This is a genomic window from Candidatus Krumholzibacteriia bacterium (assembly GCA_035268685.1).
Taxonomy (GTDB): domain Bacteria; phylum Krumholzibacteriota; class Krumholzibacteriia; order JAJRXK01; family JAJRXK01; genus JAJRXK01.
The window spans coordinates 23,858-40,900 of record DATFKK010000019.1 but is presented as its reverse complement, the minus strand read 5'-3'; the positions used below and the strand labels follow the sequence as shown (position 1 = coordinate 40,900).

Annotated in this window: 14 protein-coding genes and 1 riboswitch; of the genes, 8 read left to right on the top strand and 6 right to left on the bottom strand. The window is 69.4% G+C overall.

Going from position 1 to position 17,043, the window contains the following annotated elements:
- The first annotated feature begins 113 nt into the window (after nt 1-113).
- The 4 genes from VKA86_01795 (at nt 114) to VKA86_01780 (ending at nt 4,276) form a co-directional block, all read left to right on the top strand.
- Entirely contained in the window at nt 114-2,168 is a 2,055-nt protein-coding gene (locus VKA86_01795) for a M3 family metallopeptidase (GenBank protein HKK69921.1), read from the top strand.
- A 34-nt stretch (nt 2,169-2,202) separates the two neighbouring features.
- Nucleotides 2,203-2,685: a glycine/sarcosine/betaine reductase selenoprotein B family protein gene (locus tag VKA86_01790; protein HKK69920.1), complete on the top strand. Its 483-nt coding sequence runs from the start codon at nt 2,203-2,205 to the stop codon at nt 2,683-2,685.
- An 18-nt stretch (nt 2,686-2,703) separates the two neighbouring features.
- Nucleotides 2,704-2,985: a hypothetical protein gene (locus VKA86_01785; protein HKK69919.1), complete on the top strand. Its 282-nt coding sequence runs from the start codon at nt 2,704-2,706 to the stop codon at nt 2,983-2,985.
- Between the two features lie 76 nt (nt 2,986-3,061).
- A complete protein-coding gene (locus VKA86_01780) occupies nt 3,062-4,276 on the top strand; it encodes an O-antigen ligase family protein (protein ID HKK69918.1) in 1,215 nt (404 codons plus the stop codon).
- A 3-nt stretch (nt 4,277-4,279) separates the two neighbouring features.
- Here the strand turns inward: VKA86_01780 and VKA86_01775 are convergent, their stop codons facing one another.
- The 3 genes from VKA86_01775 to bioD form a co-directional block, all read right to left on the bottom strand.
- Nucleotides 4,280-5,563: a Wzz/FepE/Etk N-terminal domain-containing protein gene (locus tag VKA86_01775; protein ID HKK69917.1), complete on the bottom strand. Its 1,284-nt coding sequence runs from the start codon at nt 5,561-5,563 to the stop codon at nt 4,280-4,282.
- A 94-nt stretch (nt 5,564-5,657) separates the two neighbouring features.
- Nucleotides 5,658-7,040 carry a hypothetical protein gene (locus VKA86_01770; protein ID HKK69916.1) on the bottom strand — a complete coding sequence of 461 codons (1,383 nt, stop codon included), beginning with the start codon at nt 7,038-7,040 and terminating at the stop codon, nt 5,658-5,660.
- 52 nt (nt 7,041-7,092) lie between these two features.
- Nucleotides 7,093-7,839 carry a dethiobiotin synthase gene (gene bioD, locus VKA86_01765; protein ID HKK69915.1) on the bottom strand — a complete coding sequence of 249 codons (747 nt, stop codon included), beginning with the start codon at nt 7,837-7,839 and terminating at the stop codon, nt 7,093-7,095.
- A 158-nt stretch (nt 7,840-7,997) separates the two neighbouring features.
- On the opposite strand from bioD, the gene VKA86_01760 reads away from it, so the two are divergent.
- Nucleotides 7,998-8,996, top strand: a complete 999-nt coding sequence (locus tag VKA86_01760) for a hypothetical protein (GenBank protein HKK69914.1) — start codon at nt 7,998-8,000, stop codon at nt 8,994-8,996.
- Between the two features lie 19 nt (nt 8,997-9,015).
- Here VKA86_01760 and VKA86_01755 read toward each other — a convergent pair whose 3' ends face one another.
- Both VKA86_01755 and VKA86_01750 read right to left on the bottom strand, forming a co-directional pair.
- Nucleotides 9,016-11,676 (bottom strand): serine/threonine-protein kinase, encoded by a 2,661-nt coding sequence (locus VKA86_01755; GenBank protein HKK69913.1) that lies wholly within the window; start codon nt 11,674-11,676, stop codon nt 9,016-9,018.
- On the bottom strand, nt 11,673-12,230 hold the full coding sequence (locus VKA86_01750) for an ECF-type sigma factor (GenBank protein HKK69912.1): 558 nt from the start codon (nt 12,228-12,230) through the stop codon (nt 11,673-11,675). The genes VKA86_01755 and VKA86_01750 overlap by 4 nt, the downstream gene beginning before the upstream one ends.
- A 156-nt stretch (nt 12,231-12,386) precedes the next feature.
- Between VKA86_01750 and VKA86_01745 the strand changes: the two genes are divergently transcribed.
- Nucleotides 12,387-13,247, top strand: a complete 861-nt coding sequence (locus VKA86_01745; protein ID HKK69911.1) for an NAD(P)-dependent oxidoreductase — start codon at nt 12,387-12,389, stop codon at nt 13,245-13,247.
- A gap of 48 nt (nt 13,248-13,295) precedes the next feature.
- On the opposite strand, the gene VKA86_01740 is transcribed toward VKA86_01745, so the two are convergent.
- Complete coding sequence (locus VKA86_01740) at nt 13,296-14,894, bottom strand: serine/threonine-protein kinase (protein ID HKK69910.1); 1,599 nt, start codon at nt 14,892-14,894, stop codon at nt 13,296-13,298.
- Nucleotides 14,895-15,064: 170 nt separating this feature from the next.
- Nucleotides 15,065-15,193, top strand: a riboswitch (TPP riboswitch).
- Nucleotides 15,194-15,260: 67 nt separating this feature from the next.
- Between VKA86_01740 and VKA86_01735 the strand changes: the two genes are divergently transcribed.
- Together VKA86_01735 and VKA86_01730 are read left to right on the top strand one after the other, a co-directional pair.
- Nucleotides 15,261-15,962 carry a methyltransferase domain-containing protein gene (locus VKA86_01735; GenBank protein ID HKK69909.1) on the top strand — a complete coding sequence of 234 codons (702 nt, stop codon included), beginning with the start codon at nt 15,261-15,263 and terminating at the stop codon, nt 15,960-15,962.
- A gap of 9 nt (nt 15,963-15,971) precedes the next feature.
- Nucleotides 15,972-17,039 carry an AIR synthase family protein gene (locus VKA86_01730; protein ID HKK69908.1) on the top strand — a complete coding sequence of 356 codons (1,068 nt, stop codon included), beginning with the start codon at nt 15,972-15,974 and terminating at the stop codon, nt 17,037-17,039.
- Nucleotides 17,040-17,043 lie beyond the last annotated feature (4 nt).

Below are 17,043 nucleotides of genomic sequence, written 5' to 3'. Positions count from 1 at the left end.
ACACCGGCCCGGACGAAAGGCCGTGGACCATGCGTTGCCAGAGAACCCTCCTCGCGCTCGCGTGCACGATCATCGCGTGCGCGCTCCTCGCCCCTGCCCAGGCGGATTCCACGATGACCGGTTCCGACAATCCGCTCCTGGCGGAATGGGACACCCCCTTCGGCGTTCCCCCCTTCGACGCGATCGACAGTGACGACTACCTGCCGGCCTTCCGCGAGGCCATGCAGCGCCATCGCGCCGAGATCGAGACCCTCGCCGCGTCGACCGAGCCCGCGACCTTCGCCAACACGATCGAGGCGCTCGAGCGTGCCGGCGCCGACCTGCAGCGCGTGTCGAACGTCTTCCACGCCGTCGAGGCGGCGAACACCGACGACACGTTGCGCGAGACGAACCGCGTGATCTCGCCCGAACTCGCGCGTCACTCCGACGCCATCGTGCTCGATCCGCGCCTGTACGAGCGCGTGAAGGCCGTGTACGACCAGCGCGACGGCCTCGACCTGACGGGCGAACAGGCCAAGCTGCTCGAGGAGACCCACAAGCGCTTCGTGCGCAGCGGCGCGGCCCTCGACGACACCGCGCAGGAGCGCCTGCGAGAGATCAACGCCGAGCTCGCCTCGCTCAGCCAGCAGTTCGGCGACAACCTGCTCGAGGAGACCAACGCCTTCGAGCTGCGCGTGACCGACGAGGACGACCTGGGCAACCTGCCCGGCAGCCTGCGCGGCACTGCCGCGGCCGAGGCGAGGCGTCGCGGCTACGAAGAGGGCTGGGTCTTCACGCTGCAGCGCCCGAGCTGCAATCCCTTCCTGGAGTACTCGCCGAACCGCGAGATGCGCCGGAAGGTCTTCGAGGGCTACGCCATGCGCGCCAACCGTGGCAACGAGCACGACAACAACCCGCTGCTCACCCGCATGGCCGAACTGCGCGCCGAGCGCGCCCGGCTGCTGGGATACCCCACGCACGCCCACTACGTCCTGAGCGACAACATGGCCGAGACCCCCGACCGCGTCCTCGACCTTCTCGACCAGGTCTGGGAACCCGCCCTGCGCGTGGCGAAGGAGGAACGGGCGGCCCTGCAGGAGATGATGCGGGCCGACGGGATCGACGACCGGCTCCGCGGCTGGGACTGGCGCTACTACGCCAACAAGGTCCGCAAGGCGCGCTTCGACCTCGACGAAGAGGAGACGCGCCCGTACTTCGAGTTCACCGCGGTCCGCGACGGCTGCTTCGCCGTGGCCGAGAAGCTCTTCGGCATCCGCCTCGTCGAACTCGAGGACATGCCGAAGTGGCATCCCGACCAGCAGGCCTTCGAGGTCGTCGAGGCCGACGGCACCCACATCGGGATCATCTACCTGGACTTCTTCGCCCGCGAGAGCAAGAGCGGTGGTGCCTGGATGAACGAGCTGGTCATGCAGCAGAAGCTCACCGGTGACGTGTCGCCCATCGTGACGAACAACTTCAACTTCCCGCCGCCGACCGAGGACGGGCCCTCGCTCCTGTCGTTCAGCGAGTCGAAGACCCTCTTCCACGAGTTCGGGCACGGTCTGCACGGCCTGCTGAGCGACGTGACCTACGCCTCGCTCAGCGGCACGAACGTACCGCGCGACTTCGTCGAGTTTCCGTCGCAGGTCATGGAGAACTGGTTCGGCGAGCCCGAGACGCTCCGGATGTTCGCCCGCCACTACGAGACCGGCGAACCGATCCCGGACGCGCTGATCGAGAAGATCCGGGCCGCGGCGAACTTCAACCAGGGTTTCGCCACCGCCGAGTACCTGGCCGCCAGCTACCTCGACCTGGCCTGGCACACCCTCGAACACGGCACCGCGAAGGTCGCCGATCCAGTGGCCTTCGAGCAGGCCGAGATGGACCGCATCGGTCTGATCGACGAGATCATCCCCCGCTACCGCAATACCTACTTCGCACACGTCTTCGCGGGTGGTTATTCGTCGGGCTACTACAGCTACCTGTGGAGCGAGGTGCTCGACGCCGACGCCTTCACGGCCTTCGAGCAGGGCGATCTGTTCGACCGCGAGATGGCCGGGCGCTTCCGCACGCTGCTGTCGCGCGGAGGCACGGCACCGGGCATGGAGCTGTACGTTGACTTCCGCGGGCGCGAGCCCGAGATCCGGCCGCTGCTCGAACGCCGCGGACTCGTGGGTTCGAGCCGCTGAACGAAGATCGCCACACCGAGCGGGAGCGAATCGAGTGGCCCGACTCTCGGACCTGTCCGTACGACACCAGGTGCTCATGCGGACCTATCGCTACCGCTCGGTGGACTGGCGGCCGGGGGCGCGTCTCCGGCAGCCGGTCCGTGACAGCCGGGTCGCGACGATCACCACGGCCGCCTTCCACGGCCCGGACCAGGAACCCTTCGACCTCGAGGAAAAGGGAGGCGACGTCAGCTACCGCGTGATCGAACGCGGCACCGACCTCGCCACCCTCCGCAGCGCGCACAAGAGCAACGCCTTCGATACGGCGGGAATCGAGCGCGATCCGAACGTCGCGTTGCCCCTGCAGCGGCTCGAGGACCTGGCCGCCGCGGGAGCGATCGGCGACGTCTCGCCGGTGCACTTCAGCTTCATGGGGTCGATCTCCGCGCCGGCACGGCTGATCCAGCGCTCGGCACCAGCGATCGTTCGCGCGCTCGAAACGGCGCGGGCCGACCTGGTCCTGCTGACGCCGGTGTGACCCCTGTGCCATCAGTCCGTGGGACTGATCCAGAGCGTGGTGGAGCGAGCGGGGATCCCGACCGTTTCGATCAGCACGCTCGAACCCGTGAGCCGCAAGGTGCGCCCCCCGCGGGTGCTGGTGCGCGACGTGCATCTCGGGTATCCACTCGGTGAACCCGACGACCCCGATGGGCAGTCGGCCGTGATCCTGCGGGCCCTGGAGATGACGCGAGAGCCGGTCGAGGTGCCGTGGTTCGTTCCCGTCGACGAAATCGGTCCGCCGGGCCTGCGCCGTGCACCCGAGCCCGGCTTCTGGTGATCGCCCATCGCTTGACCCACGGTCGACGCCGAACGGATACTGCCGCGGTCCACGACCTGCACCCGGGAAGCTCTGCATGACGACTCCCACCTGGATCCGCTCCGCTCCCTGGTGGCTGGGATTCCTGCTGGTCGTGAACCTCTACCTGATTCCCGGCTCGGGAACGTCGCCGCGGGGCACCGACCTGATCGCCGCGGGGCTGGCGGTCTGGGTCCTGGTCCGCGCCCATCACCGTGGCGTGCGCGCGCTGCCCCTCGCGGTGCTCGCAGCGGCGAACCTGCTCCCCCTGATCTGGCTGTTCTTCTCCTACCTCGACGGCGACCGGGGGACGTCGGTGCTGGCCGCGCGCTGGTTGCTGTCGATCCCGTGGGCGATCGCGCTGGTCGAGATGCTGCGAGACCGCGGCGCCCTCGATCGCTTCGCCTGGGGCCTCCTCGTGGGCTGCGGTGCGAACGTCGTCGTGGTGCTCATGCAGTTCCTGCAGATCGACGCGCTGCTGCGCCCCTTCGGCATGTCGGTCGGCGATCAGGACATGGCCACGTGGGTCGGCAAGCAGACACGTCTACCCGGTCTGCACCGGCACTACGGCGCGACCTCGGCCGTCACCAGCCTCATCCTCCCTCCGGCCCTGTGGTTCTACCTGCGTGGTCGCCACGGACTGTGGTTGCCGTTGGTCGCACTCGCCGGACTGGCCGTCACGCTGCACCTGACCTTCACGCGATCCCCGCTCGTGGTCGCAGCCGTGGCGGTGCTGGCAGCAGTGGCCACCGCACGCTCTCCACGGCGAAGCGTCGCGATCAGCGCACTCCTGGCCGCGGTCGCCATTCCTGCACTGATCGCGATCGGTCCGCCCGGCGGAGCGGTGCGCTGGTCCGACACCGCGTCGTTCCAGGCCAATGCGCTCGAGCGCGTGCGCAGTACATGGGTGGGCTTCGCGCTGAGCGTGGAGCACCCACTGGGACTGGGACAGAGCGAAGCACGACGACGGATGATCGACGAGACGGCGCTCACGGCCACGCACAACGCCTTCGTCCAGGCCGGCCTGTTCTTCGGTGTGCCGCTCGCGCTGGCCCTGGTCGTGGCCTTCGCGCACCTGGCCTGGGGCCTGAACCGCGGAGCGCAGTCCGAGCAGTGGTTCCTGGCCCTGCTCGCCGTACACCTCACCGGGCTGTTCCTGTTCGAGGAACACCTGAACAACCCGACCTTCCTGGTGCTCGCGAGCTGGTTGATCGCGGCCAGCGCGGATCGTCTGGAGCGAACACGCCGGCCACACGTCGCGTCCGCCGCCTGAGGATCAGTCGTGGAAGATCCGCCGCCGGTGGGTCCAGAGGTAGTCGAACACGTAGGCTCCGGCGACCCCACCGACCAGTCCGAGGAAGGTGAGGATGGTGATCGCGCGTTTCTTCCGCGGGCGGACGGGTTCGTCGGTCACCCGCACCCGGCCGATCTTCTCGATCGGGGACAGCGCATAGAGCTGACCGAGCTTCTCGCGGATCCGCAGCTGCACCGAGCGGATGGCGTTGGGCACCTCGAAGTCACGTGTCATTCGCAGGTCGTGCATGAGGCGGCCGGCTTCGGCGCGCTGGAAGGCGACCAGCGTACGGTTGCGGGTCTCCAGGAACACGGCCTCGCGCTCGGCCGAGCCGATCTCGCGCTGCAGGCTGTCGATCCGGCTGAAGACGGCCGCCGCTTCGCGATCCAGCTGGGCAGTGCTGGCCACCAGGCCGCGCAGGACCTCGGCGTCGGTGATCATCGCCTGCGGACGCACGCCGGACGGCGCCTCCGAGGCGTCGGGAGCCACCCGCTCGCGCACACGAGCCCGCGTGCGCATCAATTCCTCGCGGTTGTCCTCGAGCCGCACCAGACGCCGTTCCAGCGCCACCTTCCTCTGCGTCATGACCTCGCGCTTGTCGTGGAGCCGCGTGATGTCGAAGGCGAGTCGCGCTTCTTCGTCGTCGATCTGCAGACTCTCGACCCGGGCCACGGCCAGGTCGGCGTTCACGCTGTCGACCCGGGCCTCCAGGACCGACTGATAGCGCCGCAATTCGTCGATCTGGATCTCCAGACCCCGCTGGGTCAGGACGATCGAGTTCGACAGCGTGTCGCTCATGGCGTACTCGGTGAAGGCGGCCAGGCTCGCCTGCAGTCCGTCGACCGCGTTCTCGGGCGAGGCGTCGAGCACCGACAGCGTGATCACGTTGCCACCCTGGATGTTCTGCAGGCCACGCTGGATGAAGTCGGCACGCACCAGCGGAACGTCGCTGGGGTCGCGACCCATGAGCTCCCCGGTGTACGGACGATACATGCCGCTGTCGAACCAGCGGGTCAGGTCCTTCAGACGCCACTCGCGCCGGCCGCCGCCGTTGCGGTCGAACGCCGTGATGCCGGGACGGATGCTCGCCGTGGCCTTGTAGAGTGGCGTGACGACCTGGCCGTAGACGATCCCCGCGATCAGGCCCAGAGCGGGGAGTGCGATCACGATCCAGCGACGGCGCCACAGGATGTTCAACACCGACGCGAGACTGATCTCGCCATCGCCCGTTGTGGCTCCGGATGTCGTGTCGGGTTCGCTGCTCATCGGTTCTCGCGTCCTCGTGATCGTGGCCACACCGGATCCGCGGTGCGGCGCCATTCTAGGGCCAGGCGTCGCCGGTGGCGAGGGCCGAGAAGGGTCAAGGAACTGCCCACGGGGGCCAGGATTCCGGTCGCCTCCACGGCGCGGGGTCCTCGATCCCGGCCCGTTGCAGAACGACCCTCACGACCTCCACACGAGCGCGCCGCGGCAGACGGGGTGACCATCCCTGCAACTCCTCCGGCGAGGCCTCACGGCCCAGGAGCTCCCTGTACGCCCGGCGCAGGAAGTCGTCGAAGGACAGATCGACCCGTGCGCCGGGATCCGCTGCGCGCAGGCTGTCGTAGGCCACGTGCGCCGGATGCCAGGGTTCGAAGGTCGTGAAGAGCAAGGACCGGTCCCGGCCCTCGAAGACACGGTCGATTCCGTGCCGGCGGCGGAACTCCTGACTCTCGAGGAACATCCGCAGGATCCGATCGCGATTGGCGTGGCGGATCCGTCGTTCCCAGTCGTCGAGCACCCCAGGAGCCGGCTCGTCACCCGTGGCCTCGCGCGCGACCGCCACGAGCCAGGGCCGCAGGCGACCTCCGTGGTCCTCGAGGAAGGACTCCGAGGCCAACCGTGCCACGCGCGCGTCGTAGGCCTCGACGTGCCGCTCGGTCTGCAGAGCGAGCACGTAGCCCGCGTTCACCCGCATGTTCCGGCTCACGGGCTCCGGCAGCCCCTGGGCGGCGAGAGCGCCGAGCAGCCCCATGGAGAGGGCCGTCCACACGATTCCGACACCCCGCTGGTACGCCGCGGCCCACCCCGCCATGCCCAGTCCCGTGAGCACGACGGCCGCCGGGTTGGGTGCGTGGATCAGCGCGAAGAGCACGGAACAGGCGAGAACGACGACGGCCGGAGGCGCTCCGTCGCGCCGCCAGACGAAGACCGGCAGTGCGAGCGCGGCCCCCAGCTGCACGAGGGCATAGAGCGGATAGGTCGACAGCGCGAGCAACCAACCGCCGATGCCGTCCACCGACTCGCCGCGTGCACCGACGGCGATCACGCCCCCCAGCAGGACCGCCGCGACGAGCGTGCCCGCCAACAGCCAGCGGCCCGCCTTTCCACCCGTGCCGAACCAGGGGCGCGTGCGGGTCCAGCGGACCCGGTGCCGGACCAGCACCGCCGCGCCGATCGCCAGCATGACCGCGAACACGAAGGTGTCGACGCCGCGGAAGGCCTCCCGGTCGCCGATCGCCCACAGGACGACGGGTCCAACGCCCACCAGCGACCACAGCGCGGCGCGATCGAAGGACGACCACGGCGCACGGCCGGCCAGGGCCTGCCGGCGCAGCGCGAGCACCGCCAGTCCGGTGGTGACGGCCGCGAGCATGGGCCAACTGCGCGGACCGAGCCCCAGGGCCAGGTCGACGTCGTGGCCGAAGCGGAAGCCCGCGACGAGCACCGCACCAGCCAGATGGAATAGGAGAAGGGCCGCCATGACGGCGGCCCACGTTACGGTTCCCGGCGATCCGTGGCCAGCACCAGCCGGATCAGCCCTTCGACGTCGTGGTCAGACCCACCCGGTTCATGAATGCGTCCATGTCGAAACACGAATTGCACGTGTCGACCACGTCCTCGAGCGTGTCGGACTCCGGCCGGAAGGGCACCATGCCCAGGACCGGCGCTCCGCACATGCGCTCCATCATGCGGGCATTGGTGTCGACCGAAGGATCGTGCAGAGTGCGGTCGAGACGATTGGCCACGATCCCGGCCACCTCGAGACCGCGCGATCGCGCGTAGTGCACCGTGAGGAAGGTGTGGTTCAAGGTGCCCACGTGCGCCCGGCAGACTACGAGCACGGGCATGGCGCACATGTGTGCGAACGACGCCATGTCGAAACCGTCGTCCAGCGGTACGGCCAGACCGCCGGCCCCTTCCACGATCACGATCTGGTGCCTGGCGCGCAGACGGTCGAGCGCCGCCTTCAGCACCTGGGGTTCCACGGGATCGTGGTGCTGATCGGCGGCCACCTGGGGAGCCACCATCTCCTCGTAGGCGTAGGGTACGACGTCCTCGATCGGATCGTCGCTGCCCGCCGCCTCGCGCAGGCGATCGGCATCGGGAGGCCACTGTCCGGTGTCCTTCGGCCAGCCGACTTCGACGGGCTTCATCACCCCGACGTCGATTCCCCGGTCCTTGAGCAGACGGGCCAGGCCCGCGGCGACGTAGGTCTTACCGACCCCCAGGTCGGTTCCGGTGATGAGCAGGGCGAGTCCGGGAGAGTCGGGACGGGACATGGAAGCGGCCTCCGCGAGGGCGGCCCGGCGCAGGACCGGACCGGAATCGGACGTCCTCGGTCCGAACGTGGAATCCAGATCGGGTTCGATGCGAACATCATAATGCGGACCGGGCCGGACAGCAGGTCCGGCACCCTCTCCTCCCGGGACTCCGAGCCATGACCCGCACCATCCTGATCCTGGTCCTCCTCGGCGTGATGGCCGCTCCGGTCTCCGCACAGCGGATCCACGGAATCACCCTCAGTACGCACACCGACGGGCGCGACTGGGCCGGCCCGGGGCTCGAACCCTCCCTGGACGCCATGATCGAGGTGGGAGCCGACTGGATCGCGATCCACCCCTACGCCTGGATCCGCGACGACGGTCGCGTGGGGTTCCGACCGATCGACCCCGAGCGGCGCCCCGCCTGGCTGGACCGCCCGATCACCGAGGCCCAGGCGCGCGGTCTGAAGGTGTTCGTGAAGCCACATCTGGGCTACTGGGGCTCGCGCTTCTCCTGGCGGGGCGAGATCGCGTTCGACGATCCAACCGCCTGGGAACGCTTCTTCCGCAGCTACCGGGCGTGGATCACGGCGCTGGCCGCGGCCACGCGCGACGCCGACGGCTTCTGCGTGGGCACCGAGCTCGACCGCACCCTCGACCACGAGGAGGCCTGGCGCGCCATCGTCGCCGCGGTCCGGGACGTCACTCCCGCGCCCCTGAGCTATGCCGCGAACTGGACGCATTACCGCGAGGTCGGATTCTGGGACGCGCTCGACGTCATCGGGATCCAGGCCTACTTCCCGCTGACCGACAGCACTCCACCCACGGAATCCGAGATCCGGAGCGCATGGCGCCGGATCCTCGACGACGTGGGAACCTTCGGACGGAAGCTCGACCGCCACGTCGTCTTCACCGAACTGGGATACAATCGCAGCCACGACGCCGCCGCGCGGCCCTGGGATCCGCGCACCGACGGGCCGGACGCCATCGGGCTCCAGGCCCTGTGCCTGCGCGTGGCGCTCGAGGAGATCGAGCGCGAGCACCGCGTGATCGGCAGCTTCCTGTGGAAGTGGTTCCCGCACCCGAGGTCCGCCGGACGCGACTTCGCGCTCGCCGATCCCCCGATCGCCCGTGTGATCGGTCGTCTGTGGGCACCCCGGGCAGCCGGCGACTGATCCCGGTTCCGCTCCTGGTTCAGCGCGACCGGGCGCGCGCCCGTTCCGCGCGGGCCTTCGCGGCCCGGAGCAGGTCGTCCCCGGGGACACGAACGCGCTCCAGCACCTCCACCGCGGCCTCTGCCCAGCCGAGCGCCCGGTGCGGATCGCGCCCGAGTTCCAGGAAGCACTCGGCGCGGAGCGAGTGGATCCTGGCCCGCTCCCAGCTCGCGAGTTCCTCGTCCCGGGCCCGGAGTAGCGAATCGGCCTCGGACAGATGGCGATCGGCCGCTGCGTGGTCCCCCATCCGTATCCTGAGCTCGGCCGCGTCCGTGAGGGTTCGGCCCAGTCGGCGGGTCGTCGCCGGCAGTCCTGCCCGCTGTCCGCGGATCGAAGCCTCCAGTCGGACCGCTGCCGAGTCGAGGGATCCACCGCGCAGCTCGCCCCACCCGACCAGCCCGACCGCGGCGGCCGTGAACGGATGATCGGGCCCCAGGGACAACTCGAAGGCCCCGTGGCCCCGCCGGAGATGGTCGAGTCCGGCGGTCACGTCACCCCTGCCGACCAGGGCCTGGCCCAGGGTGAGGTGCGCCGCACCGGTCTGCAGGCTGGAGGGACCGGTGGTCTCGACGTTGTCCCGCAATGAGCGCCGCAGCACGCCCAGCGCCTGGTCGTACGCACCACGATCGATCAACACCTTCCCCAGTGAGTTGCGCGCGTTCGCCGCGGCTGCGCCCTCGCCCAGACCGAGCTCCTCGGCCAGTCCGATGGCTTCGCGCAGGTAGGTCTCGGCCGCCGGCAGGTCGTGACGGATCGACGCCGAAAGGGCGAGATTGTTCAGGACCTGTACACGCGACGGATAGCGCGGACCGAAGAGATCGACCCAGATCTCGTCGGCCCTTTGCTGCGCGCGCTCGGCCTCCTCGTGCCGCCCGAGTCGTCCCAGGGTCGATGCCAGGTTGTTCCAGCTCAAGGCGACCTTTTCGTGGGCCTCGCCCCACAGCGTGCGACGCATGTCCAGCGCCTCGCGGTACAGGGCATGGGCCTCGTCGATGCGCCCCTGGTCGTGGCGCACGCCGCCGAGAGCCGACACCGACTGGGCGATCTCCTCATGGGGCGCCTCGAGGTGAGCGCGTCGCAGCGCGAGCGAGCGGGTCGCCAGTGAATCGGCCCGCTCGACCGATCCGCGCGTGCTCAGGGGAGACACCACGTCGAAGAGGGCCCGGGCGAGATCCAGCGGATCGGTCGTGGGATCGGCCTCGCGGATCGCCAGAGCAGCCTCGGCCGTGTCCAGGGCCTGCTCGATCTGACCGAGATTGAAGTACGAGTGCGAGATCGCACTCAGGATGTCGGCCCGGAGCGCCGGCGCGTCGGCCAGTTCGGTCTCGATCCGCTCGACACCGCGGGCGAGCAGTGCGCGAGCGGTGGGATTGGACGCGTCGGCCCGCAGCGGGTCGGAACTGTGGAAGATCTCGGCCAGGAACTCGGTCACCGACTGGGCACGGCGGGCCTCGGCGCGCGCGAGGTCGCGCTCGTGCGCCGCGATCCGCGATTGGACGGTGGTTGCGGCCAGCCCTCCGAACAGCGTGAGCAGGGCCAGCGCCGACGCCGCCGCGGTGGCCCGGTTGCGGGACACCAACCGCCGGAAACGGTAGATCGCGGAGTCGGGACCGGCTTCGACCGGCCGGCCCTGCAGGGCGCGCCGGAGATCCTCGGACAGTTCGTGGGCGGACGCGTAGCGGCGTTCGGGATCCTCGTGCAGACACCGGGCCACGACCAGGGCCAGATCACCGGAGATCGACGCGACCGAGCCGTCCCCTCGGGAGGGCACCGTTCCGGTGACGAGCTCGTGGATCAGGACTCCGAGCGCGTAGACGTCGCTGGCCGTCGTCACCGGGGCCGCCTGCTTCTGTTCGGGCGCAGCGTAACTGGGCGTGAGCGGGGATCCCCCCGCCATCGTCAGCTCGGAATTCACCTCGACGGCGTCGTCCAACAGCTTGGCCACCCCGAAGTCGAGCAACTTCACGGTCCCGTCGTCGGTCACGAGGATGTTCGCGGGCTTGAGATCGCGGTGGACCACGAGACGACGGTGCGCCGCGTCGACCGCATCGCACACCGCACGCACCAGGTCCAGGCACGCGGGCGCCGAGAGCTCCTCGTCGCGGCAGTGGTCGGTGATCGGCCGCCCCTCGACGTACTCCATCACCAGGAAGGGCCGTCCGTCGGGGGCGATGCCGCCGTCGAGCAGACGTGCGACGTTCGGATGCTCCAGCGAGGCCAGGATCCGACGCTCCTGGCGGAAGCGCTCGAGGAGGACCGGGTCGTCTCCGGTCCACCGCAGGAGCTTCATGGCGCCGGTCTGTTCGAAAGCTGCATCCGCGCGCTCGACGCGGTGGACCACTCCCATGCCCCCCGCGCCGAGCCGTTCTCCCAGTCGCCAGCGCCCGATCCGCCCGGCCTCGGTGGCCGGTTCCTCCGCCTCGTCGGCGACGAGGTCGGCGGCCAGGCCGGGGGCGTTGGCCTCGAGGGCCCGCGCGGTCGTCTCCGTCGCCTCGAGCAGACCTTCGACCTGGTGCGCGAGTTCCGCGTCGCGTGCGCGCAGAGCGGCCAGCGATGTGCGGCGCTCGTCCGGGGAGGCGTCGCACAGTCGGTCGAAGTGGGTCTCGACCTCGGGCCAGCGGGTCGGATCGAAGCGATTCACGGGCGCGACTCCTCGTCCTCGAGCAGGTCCTGCAGGAGCGCTCGGGCCTTGACCCAGTAGCGACGCACCGTGCGCTCGGTGCAGTCCATGGCCCGGGCCGTCTCGTCCTCGGTGAGCCCTGCGAAGAAGCGGCACTCGACCACCCGCGCCAGGCGGGGATCGAAGTCACCCAGACGCTGCAGCGCCGAGTCGAGGGCCAGGATCAGATCGGCCTGCTCGTCGACCGACAGCTCGATCCGATCGAGATCGACACGCTTGCGTCCGCCCCCGCGCTTGTTCGCGGCCCGACGCCGCGCGAGGTCCACCAGGAGGTTTCGGGTCACCACGCTGTACACGGCCAGGAAATGCCCCCTGTCCTCCCATTCCACCCGGTCGTGGTCGACCAGGCGGAGCCAGGCCTCGTGCACCAGCGCCGTCGTGTCGAGCGTGAGGGCTCCACCCCGCCGGCGCAGGTGCTGCCGCGCGATGCGGCGCAGATCGTCGTACACGAGCGGGACCAGCGCGTCGAAGGCGCCGTCGTCACCGTCGCTCCATGCGCGCAGCAGGCGCGTCACGTCGTCTCGAGGCTCCAAGGGACCGTCCCGGCCGATGGGAATCCGATCCCACGAGGTTAGCAGAGCCCCGCCAGAGAGTTCACGAAGTCCGTCGCGACGACCGGACAGGCGCGTTAACGTCGGGACCGACGATCCCCACTGCACAGGAGGCCCGCCGTGGAACTCGGCTTCGTCGGAACCGGACTGATGGGTGAGCCCATGGCGGCGCGTCTGCTCGACGCCGGACACACGGTGACCGTGTTCAACCGGACGGTGTCGAAGACCGGAGGACTCGTGGAGCGCGGCGCCAGGCTCGCCGCGAGTGCCGAGACCTGCCTGGTGGCGTGCGACCTGACCTTCGTCATGCTCAGCGACGCCGAGGCCTGTCGCGCCGTGCTCAGCGACGGCCACGAGCCCCTCGACCACCGCCTGGTCGTGAACATGTCCACCGTCGCCCCCGAGCAGAACCGCGAACTGGCGCGGTCGGTCGGTGCGCGCGGTGGACGCTTCCTCGAGGCGCCGGTGCTCGGCAGCACGCCGCAGGCCGCGGGCGGGAAGCTCATGGTGATGGCCGGGGGTGATCCCGAGGACTTCGAGCGGGCGAAATCCTACCTGCAGGTCTTCGGCGAGCCGCGCCGGGTCGGCCCGGTCGGCGCCGGTGCGGCCATGAAGCTGGCCTGCAATCACCTGATCGGCGCCGAGCTGACGTCCTTCGCGCTGAGCCTGGGCATGGTCCGGCGCAGTGGCCTCGACGTCGACCAGTGGATGGAGGTGCTGCACGGCAGCGTGATCTGTCCACCCCTCTTCGACATCAAGCTCGAGAACCTGCGCACGCGGGAGCACACCCCGCCGACCTTTCCCACGCGCCACCTGTTGAAGGACGTCCGCCTGGGCCTGGAGCACGCTCGGTCGGTGGGACTCGACGCGGAAGGACTGGACCTGCTGCGCACGATGCTCGAGCGCGCTGTCGACGACGGCCACGCCGACGACGATTTCTCGGCGGTGGCCGAGACGATCGATCCGCCGGACGGGGATTGACGTCCCTCGACTGACGGCGGGGCCGCGAGCACGAAGGCCCCGAGCGGCTCAGTTCCGAACGAGCTCCGACGCTCCACCCGGGGCGTGGAGGTCCCACCAACGCTCGGCGTCGGCGGCCGTCCATTCCTTCGACACCGGTAGGCCCGCCAGAACCCCGGCCAGTGACCTCGCACTGGAGGGGCGATCGTCGGGCTGCTTCGACAGGCACTGCATCACCAGTACCTCGAGCTGCCGGTCGAACCGGCCCTCGAAGGCCTCCGACGGTGCCGGCGGAACGTCGCGCAGGTGGGCGGCGACCATCTCCAGAGCCGAACGACCGGAGAAGACCAGCTCACCGGTCAACAGCCAGTACGCCACACAGCCCAACGAGTACAGGTCGCTACGGGCATCGATCTCTCCGACCCCACGCGCCTGTTCGGGCGACATGAAGGCCGGCGTCCCGGTGGTCACGCCCTCGACGGTGACCATCGTCTCGGTCTCGTCGTGTCCCAGCCCCTTGACCAGGCCGAAGTCGAGCACCTTGGCGAAGTCCTCGCGGAGTCCTCGCCGGCACAGGAACACGTTGGCCGGCTTGACGTCGCGATGGATCAGGCCCTTCTCGTGCGCGTCGGTGAGCGAATCGCAGATCTGCAGCAGCAGGTGCGCGACGCGCCCCGAGGGCATGGGGCCGAAGGACTGCACGAAGCTCTCGAGATCGAAGCCGTCGAGCAGCTCCATGACGTAGTAGAACGTCCCGTCCCGCCGGACACCGAAGTCGAAGAGGTCGATGCTGTGCGGCGACTCGAGCGCAGCCGTGGCCTGGGCCTCCCGCTCGAACCGCCTGGCGAGCCGGCGGCCGTCCGGGCCGCTGGCTCCGATCTGCTCGGGGCGGATGAGCTTCACCGCGGCCGGGCGCGCCAGGTAGCGGTGATCGGCACGCCACACCTCCCCCATGCCTCCCTGACCGATGTGTTCGGTGAGATGGTAGCTGCCCAGCTCGCGTGCCTGCCGCAGCTTCGTGTGCAGCCTCCACTGGATCCTGGCGGGCACCACCGCCAGCAACGCACAGATGTACGTGGGCGCCCAGACGACCAGCTCACTCGCAGGAGGAAAGGAACCGATGATGGCGTGGACCCGGCCGAAGGCGAACAGGGGGTCCAGAGAGGCCACCACCAGGGCGGCCAACAGCATACGCCCCTGCGGAGCCGGAACCGTCATCGAATAGCTCAGGATCCAGACACAGGTCCATGTGATCCCCAGCACCTGCAGATCGCCGTCCGGGAGCACGTCGTAGACGGCTCCGATCAGGGCCACGAGCGCGCCACCCAGGACGTAGTAGGCGAAGCCCAGATCGAGAAGGCGGCGCGGAGACCACGGACTCCAACGAGTCAGCGCGAACATGGAGAGCCCGAGCACGACCCCGGCCACGGACGTGAACTGGTGCCACGAGGTGGCCACCACGTCGGTCACCGGGGTGTGGCCCGTCGCGCCCGCGGGCTCGAGCGCCGGGAACAACACGCGGTACACCAGGGTCGTGGCGAGCCAGATCAGGACGGTGACCAGGCCATGGATCCCCAGGCGGAACGCGCCCTCCCGGTGGACGTCTTCGACGATCTGCTCGCGACCGCTGCCGTGGGTGAGGAAACGACCGCCCCAGCTACGGGTCACGCGTGAACTCTTCGTGGAACCGGGCGGGGGCGGTCCGGCAGCCATCGAGGTCATTCCGATCGCGGGTGAAGACTGGGGTGGGGGTTCGATCCTGCCCGAAGACGACACGGAGGTCCAGATCCACTGGTCACTCACGCGAAGTCGGGTTACCGTGAAGGGGAACGTCCCACCCGACGTGTTGGGGGTGTTCGTGTCGACGCACGCGGCGGTCCGCGCCGTGGCCGACGACACGGGCTGAGATCATACCCTTCGAACCTGACCCGGCTCACACCGGCGTAGGGAAACACCTGAGGAATCCGGCCACCGGCACTCTCCTCACCCTGTTCCTCACCGCGTGGAGCCGCGGCAACCCCATGGGAGGTCGCCGTGAGCAGACCTGCATTCGACGAACACGCCAACGAGTACGACGGCTGGTTCATGAAGAACACCGCCGTGCTCGGCTCCGAGGTCCTTCTGGTGAAGGCCGCACTCGGGGATCCCGGCCGCACCCTCAGCGTGGGCTGCGGCAGTGGACTCTTCGAGTCGATCCTCGCCCGGGACCACGGGATCACCATCCGCGACGGCGTCGAGCCGGCCGAGGGCATGGCCACCATCGCCCGCGAGCGCGGCCTCGACGTGAAGATCGCCCCGGCCGAGGACCTGCCGCACGAAGACGGCATCTTCGACACCGTCCTCATGAACGGCACACCGGGCTACCTGACCGACCTTTCGGGCGCCTTCCGCGAAGCCCATCGCGTGCTGAAGCCCGGCGGCCACGTGGTGGTCGCCGACGTACCCGCGAGCAGCGGCTACGGCATGCTCTACCAGCTCGCCGCGAAGGTGGGGACCTGGGACGACGAGCGTCTGGCGAAGATCGCCCCGGCCCATCCCTACCCGGTGGAATTCGTCGGGGGTGCGAACTGGCGCACCACCGAAGAGGTCGTCGCCGCCATGCGCGACGCCGGCTTCGGCGATCCCCAGTACCAGCAGACTCTGACCACCCACCCGCGCTTCTCGGACGACCAGGTCGAGGAGCCGATCCCAGGATTCGAGCGCGGCGGCTACGTGGCGATCCGCGCACGCAAGTAGGAGGTCGACATGGCTGCAGAACTGCCGACCATCGGCAAGATCTCGTCGGGCGTGTTCGAGGAGATCATCTACCCGCAACTCGGGCGCCGACGCGACGAAGTGGTCGTCGGCCCGCAGAACGGTGTCGACGTCGGCGTCGTCGACATCGGCAACGATCAGGTGATGATCACCACCACCGATCCCGTCTTCGTGGTGCCGCCCTACGGTTGGGAGCGCTCGGCCTGGTTCGCCGTGCACATCCTCGCGTCGGACGCCGTCACCGCGGGCATCGCGCCGGGCTACCTGACCATCGACCTCAACCTGCCCATGTCGATCCAGCGCGAGGACCTCGAGGCGCTGTGGAGCACGATCCATCGCGAGTGCGACAAGATCGGCATGGCCATCGTGTCGGGGCACACCGGCCGCTACGAGGGCACCAACTACCCCATGATCGGCGGCGCCACGGTGATCTCGATCGGCTCGAAGGATCGCTACCTCACCCCGACCATGGCGCGTCCCGGCGACAAGGTGATCGTCACCAAGGGCGCGGCGATCGAGGCCACCGGCCTGTTCGCGGTGACCTTCCCCGATCGGATCGCCGCCGAGCACGGCGACGACTTCGCCCGCCGGGCCGAGGACGTGTTCTGGCAGATGTCGGTGGTCGAGGACGCCATGACCGCCGTCGAGGTCGGCGTGCGCGACGACGGCATCACCTCGATGCACGACGCCACCGAGTGCGGTGTCTGGGGCGGTCTGGCCGAGATCGCCGCTGCGTCGGAGGTCGGCATGAACATCCAGAAGAGCGAGATCATCGTCGACGACCGGGTCGACAAGATCTGCTCGATGTTCGACATCGATCCCATGACCTCGATCAGCGAGGGCACGCTGCTGATCACCTGCCGCCCGCACAAGGCCGACGAGGCCGTGCAGCGGCTGAAGGACAAGGGCATCGCGGCGTCGATCGTCGGCGAGGTGACCGATCCGTCCGAGGGCACCCGCTACTTCGACAACGGCGTCGAGCACGATCTCGTGCATCCGCAGGTCGATCCCTTCTGGGCGGCCTTCGGCAAGGCGGCCGAACAGGCCAAGGGCGGGTGATCGG

Bases quoted from the DNA above. Each gene is read 5' to 3' on its own strand.
- VKA86_01760 (HKK69914.1), top strand. From the start codon at position 7,998: ATGACCCGCACCATCCTGATCCTGGTCCTCCTCGGCGTGATGGCCGCT.
- bioD (HKK69915.1), bottom strand. From the start codon at position 7,839: ATGTCCCGTCCCGACTCTCCCGGACTCGCCCTGCTCATCACCGGAACC.
- VKA86_01775 (HKK69917.1), bottom strand. From the start codon at position 5,563: ATGAGCAGCGAACCCGACACGACATCCGGAGCCACAACGGGCGATGGC.
- VKA86_01795 (HKK69921.1), top strand. From the start codon at position 114: ATGACCGGTTCCGACAATCCGCTCCTGGCGGAATGGGACACCCCCTTC.
- VKA86_01730 (HKK69908.1), top strand. From the start codon at position 15,972: ATGGCTGCAGAACTGCCGACCATCGGCAAGATCTCGTCGGGCGTGTTC.
- VKA86_01780 (HKK69918.1), top strand. From the start codon at position 3,062: ATGACGACTCCCACCTGGATCCGCTCCGCTCCCTGGTGGCTGGGATTC.
- VKA86_01770 (HKK69916.1), bottom strand. From the start codon at position 7,040: ATGGCGGCCCTTCTCCTATTCCATCTGGCTGGTGCGGTGCTCGTCGCG.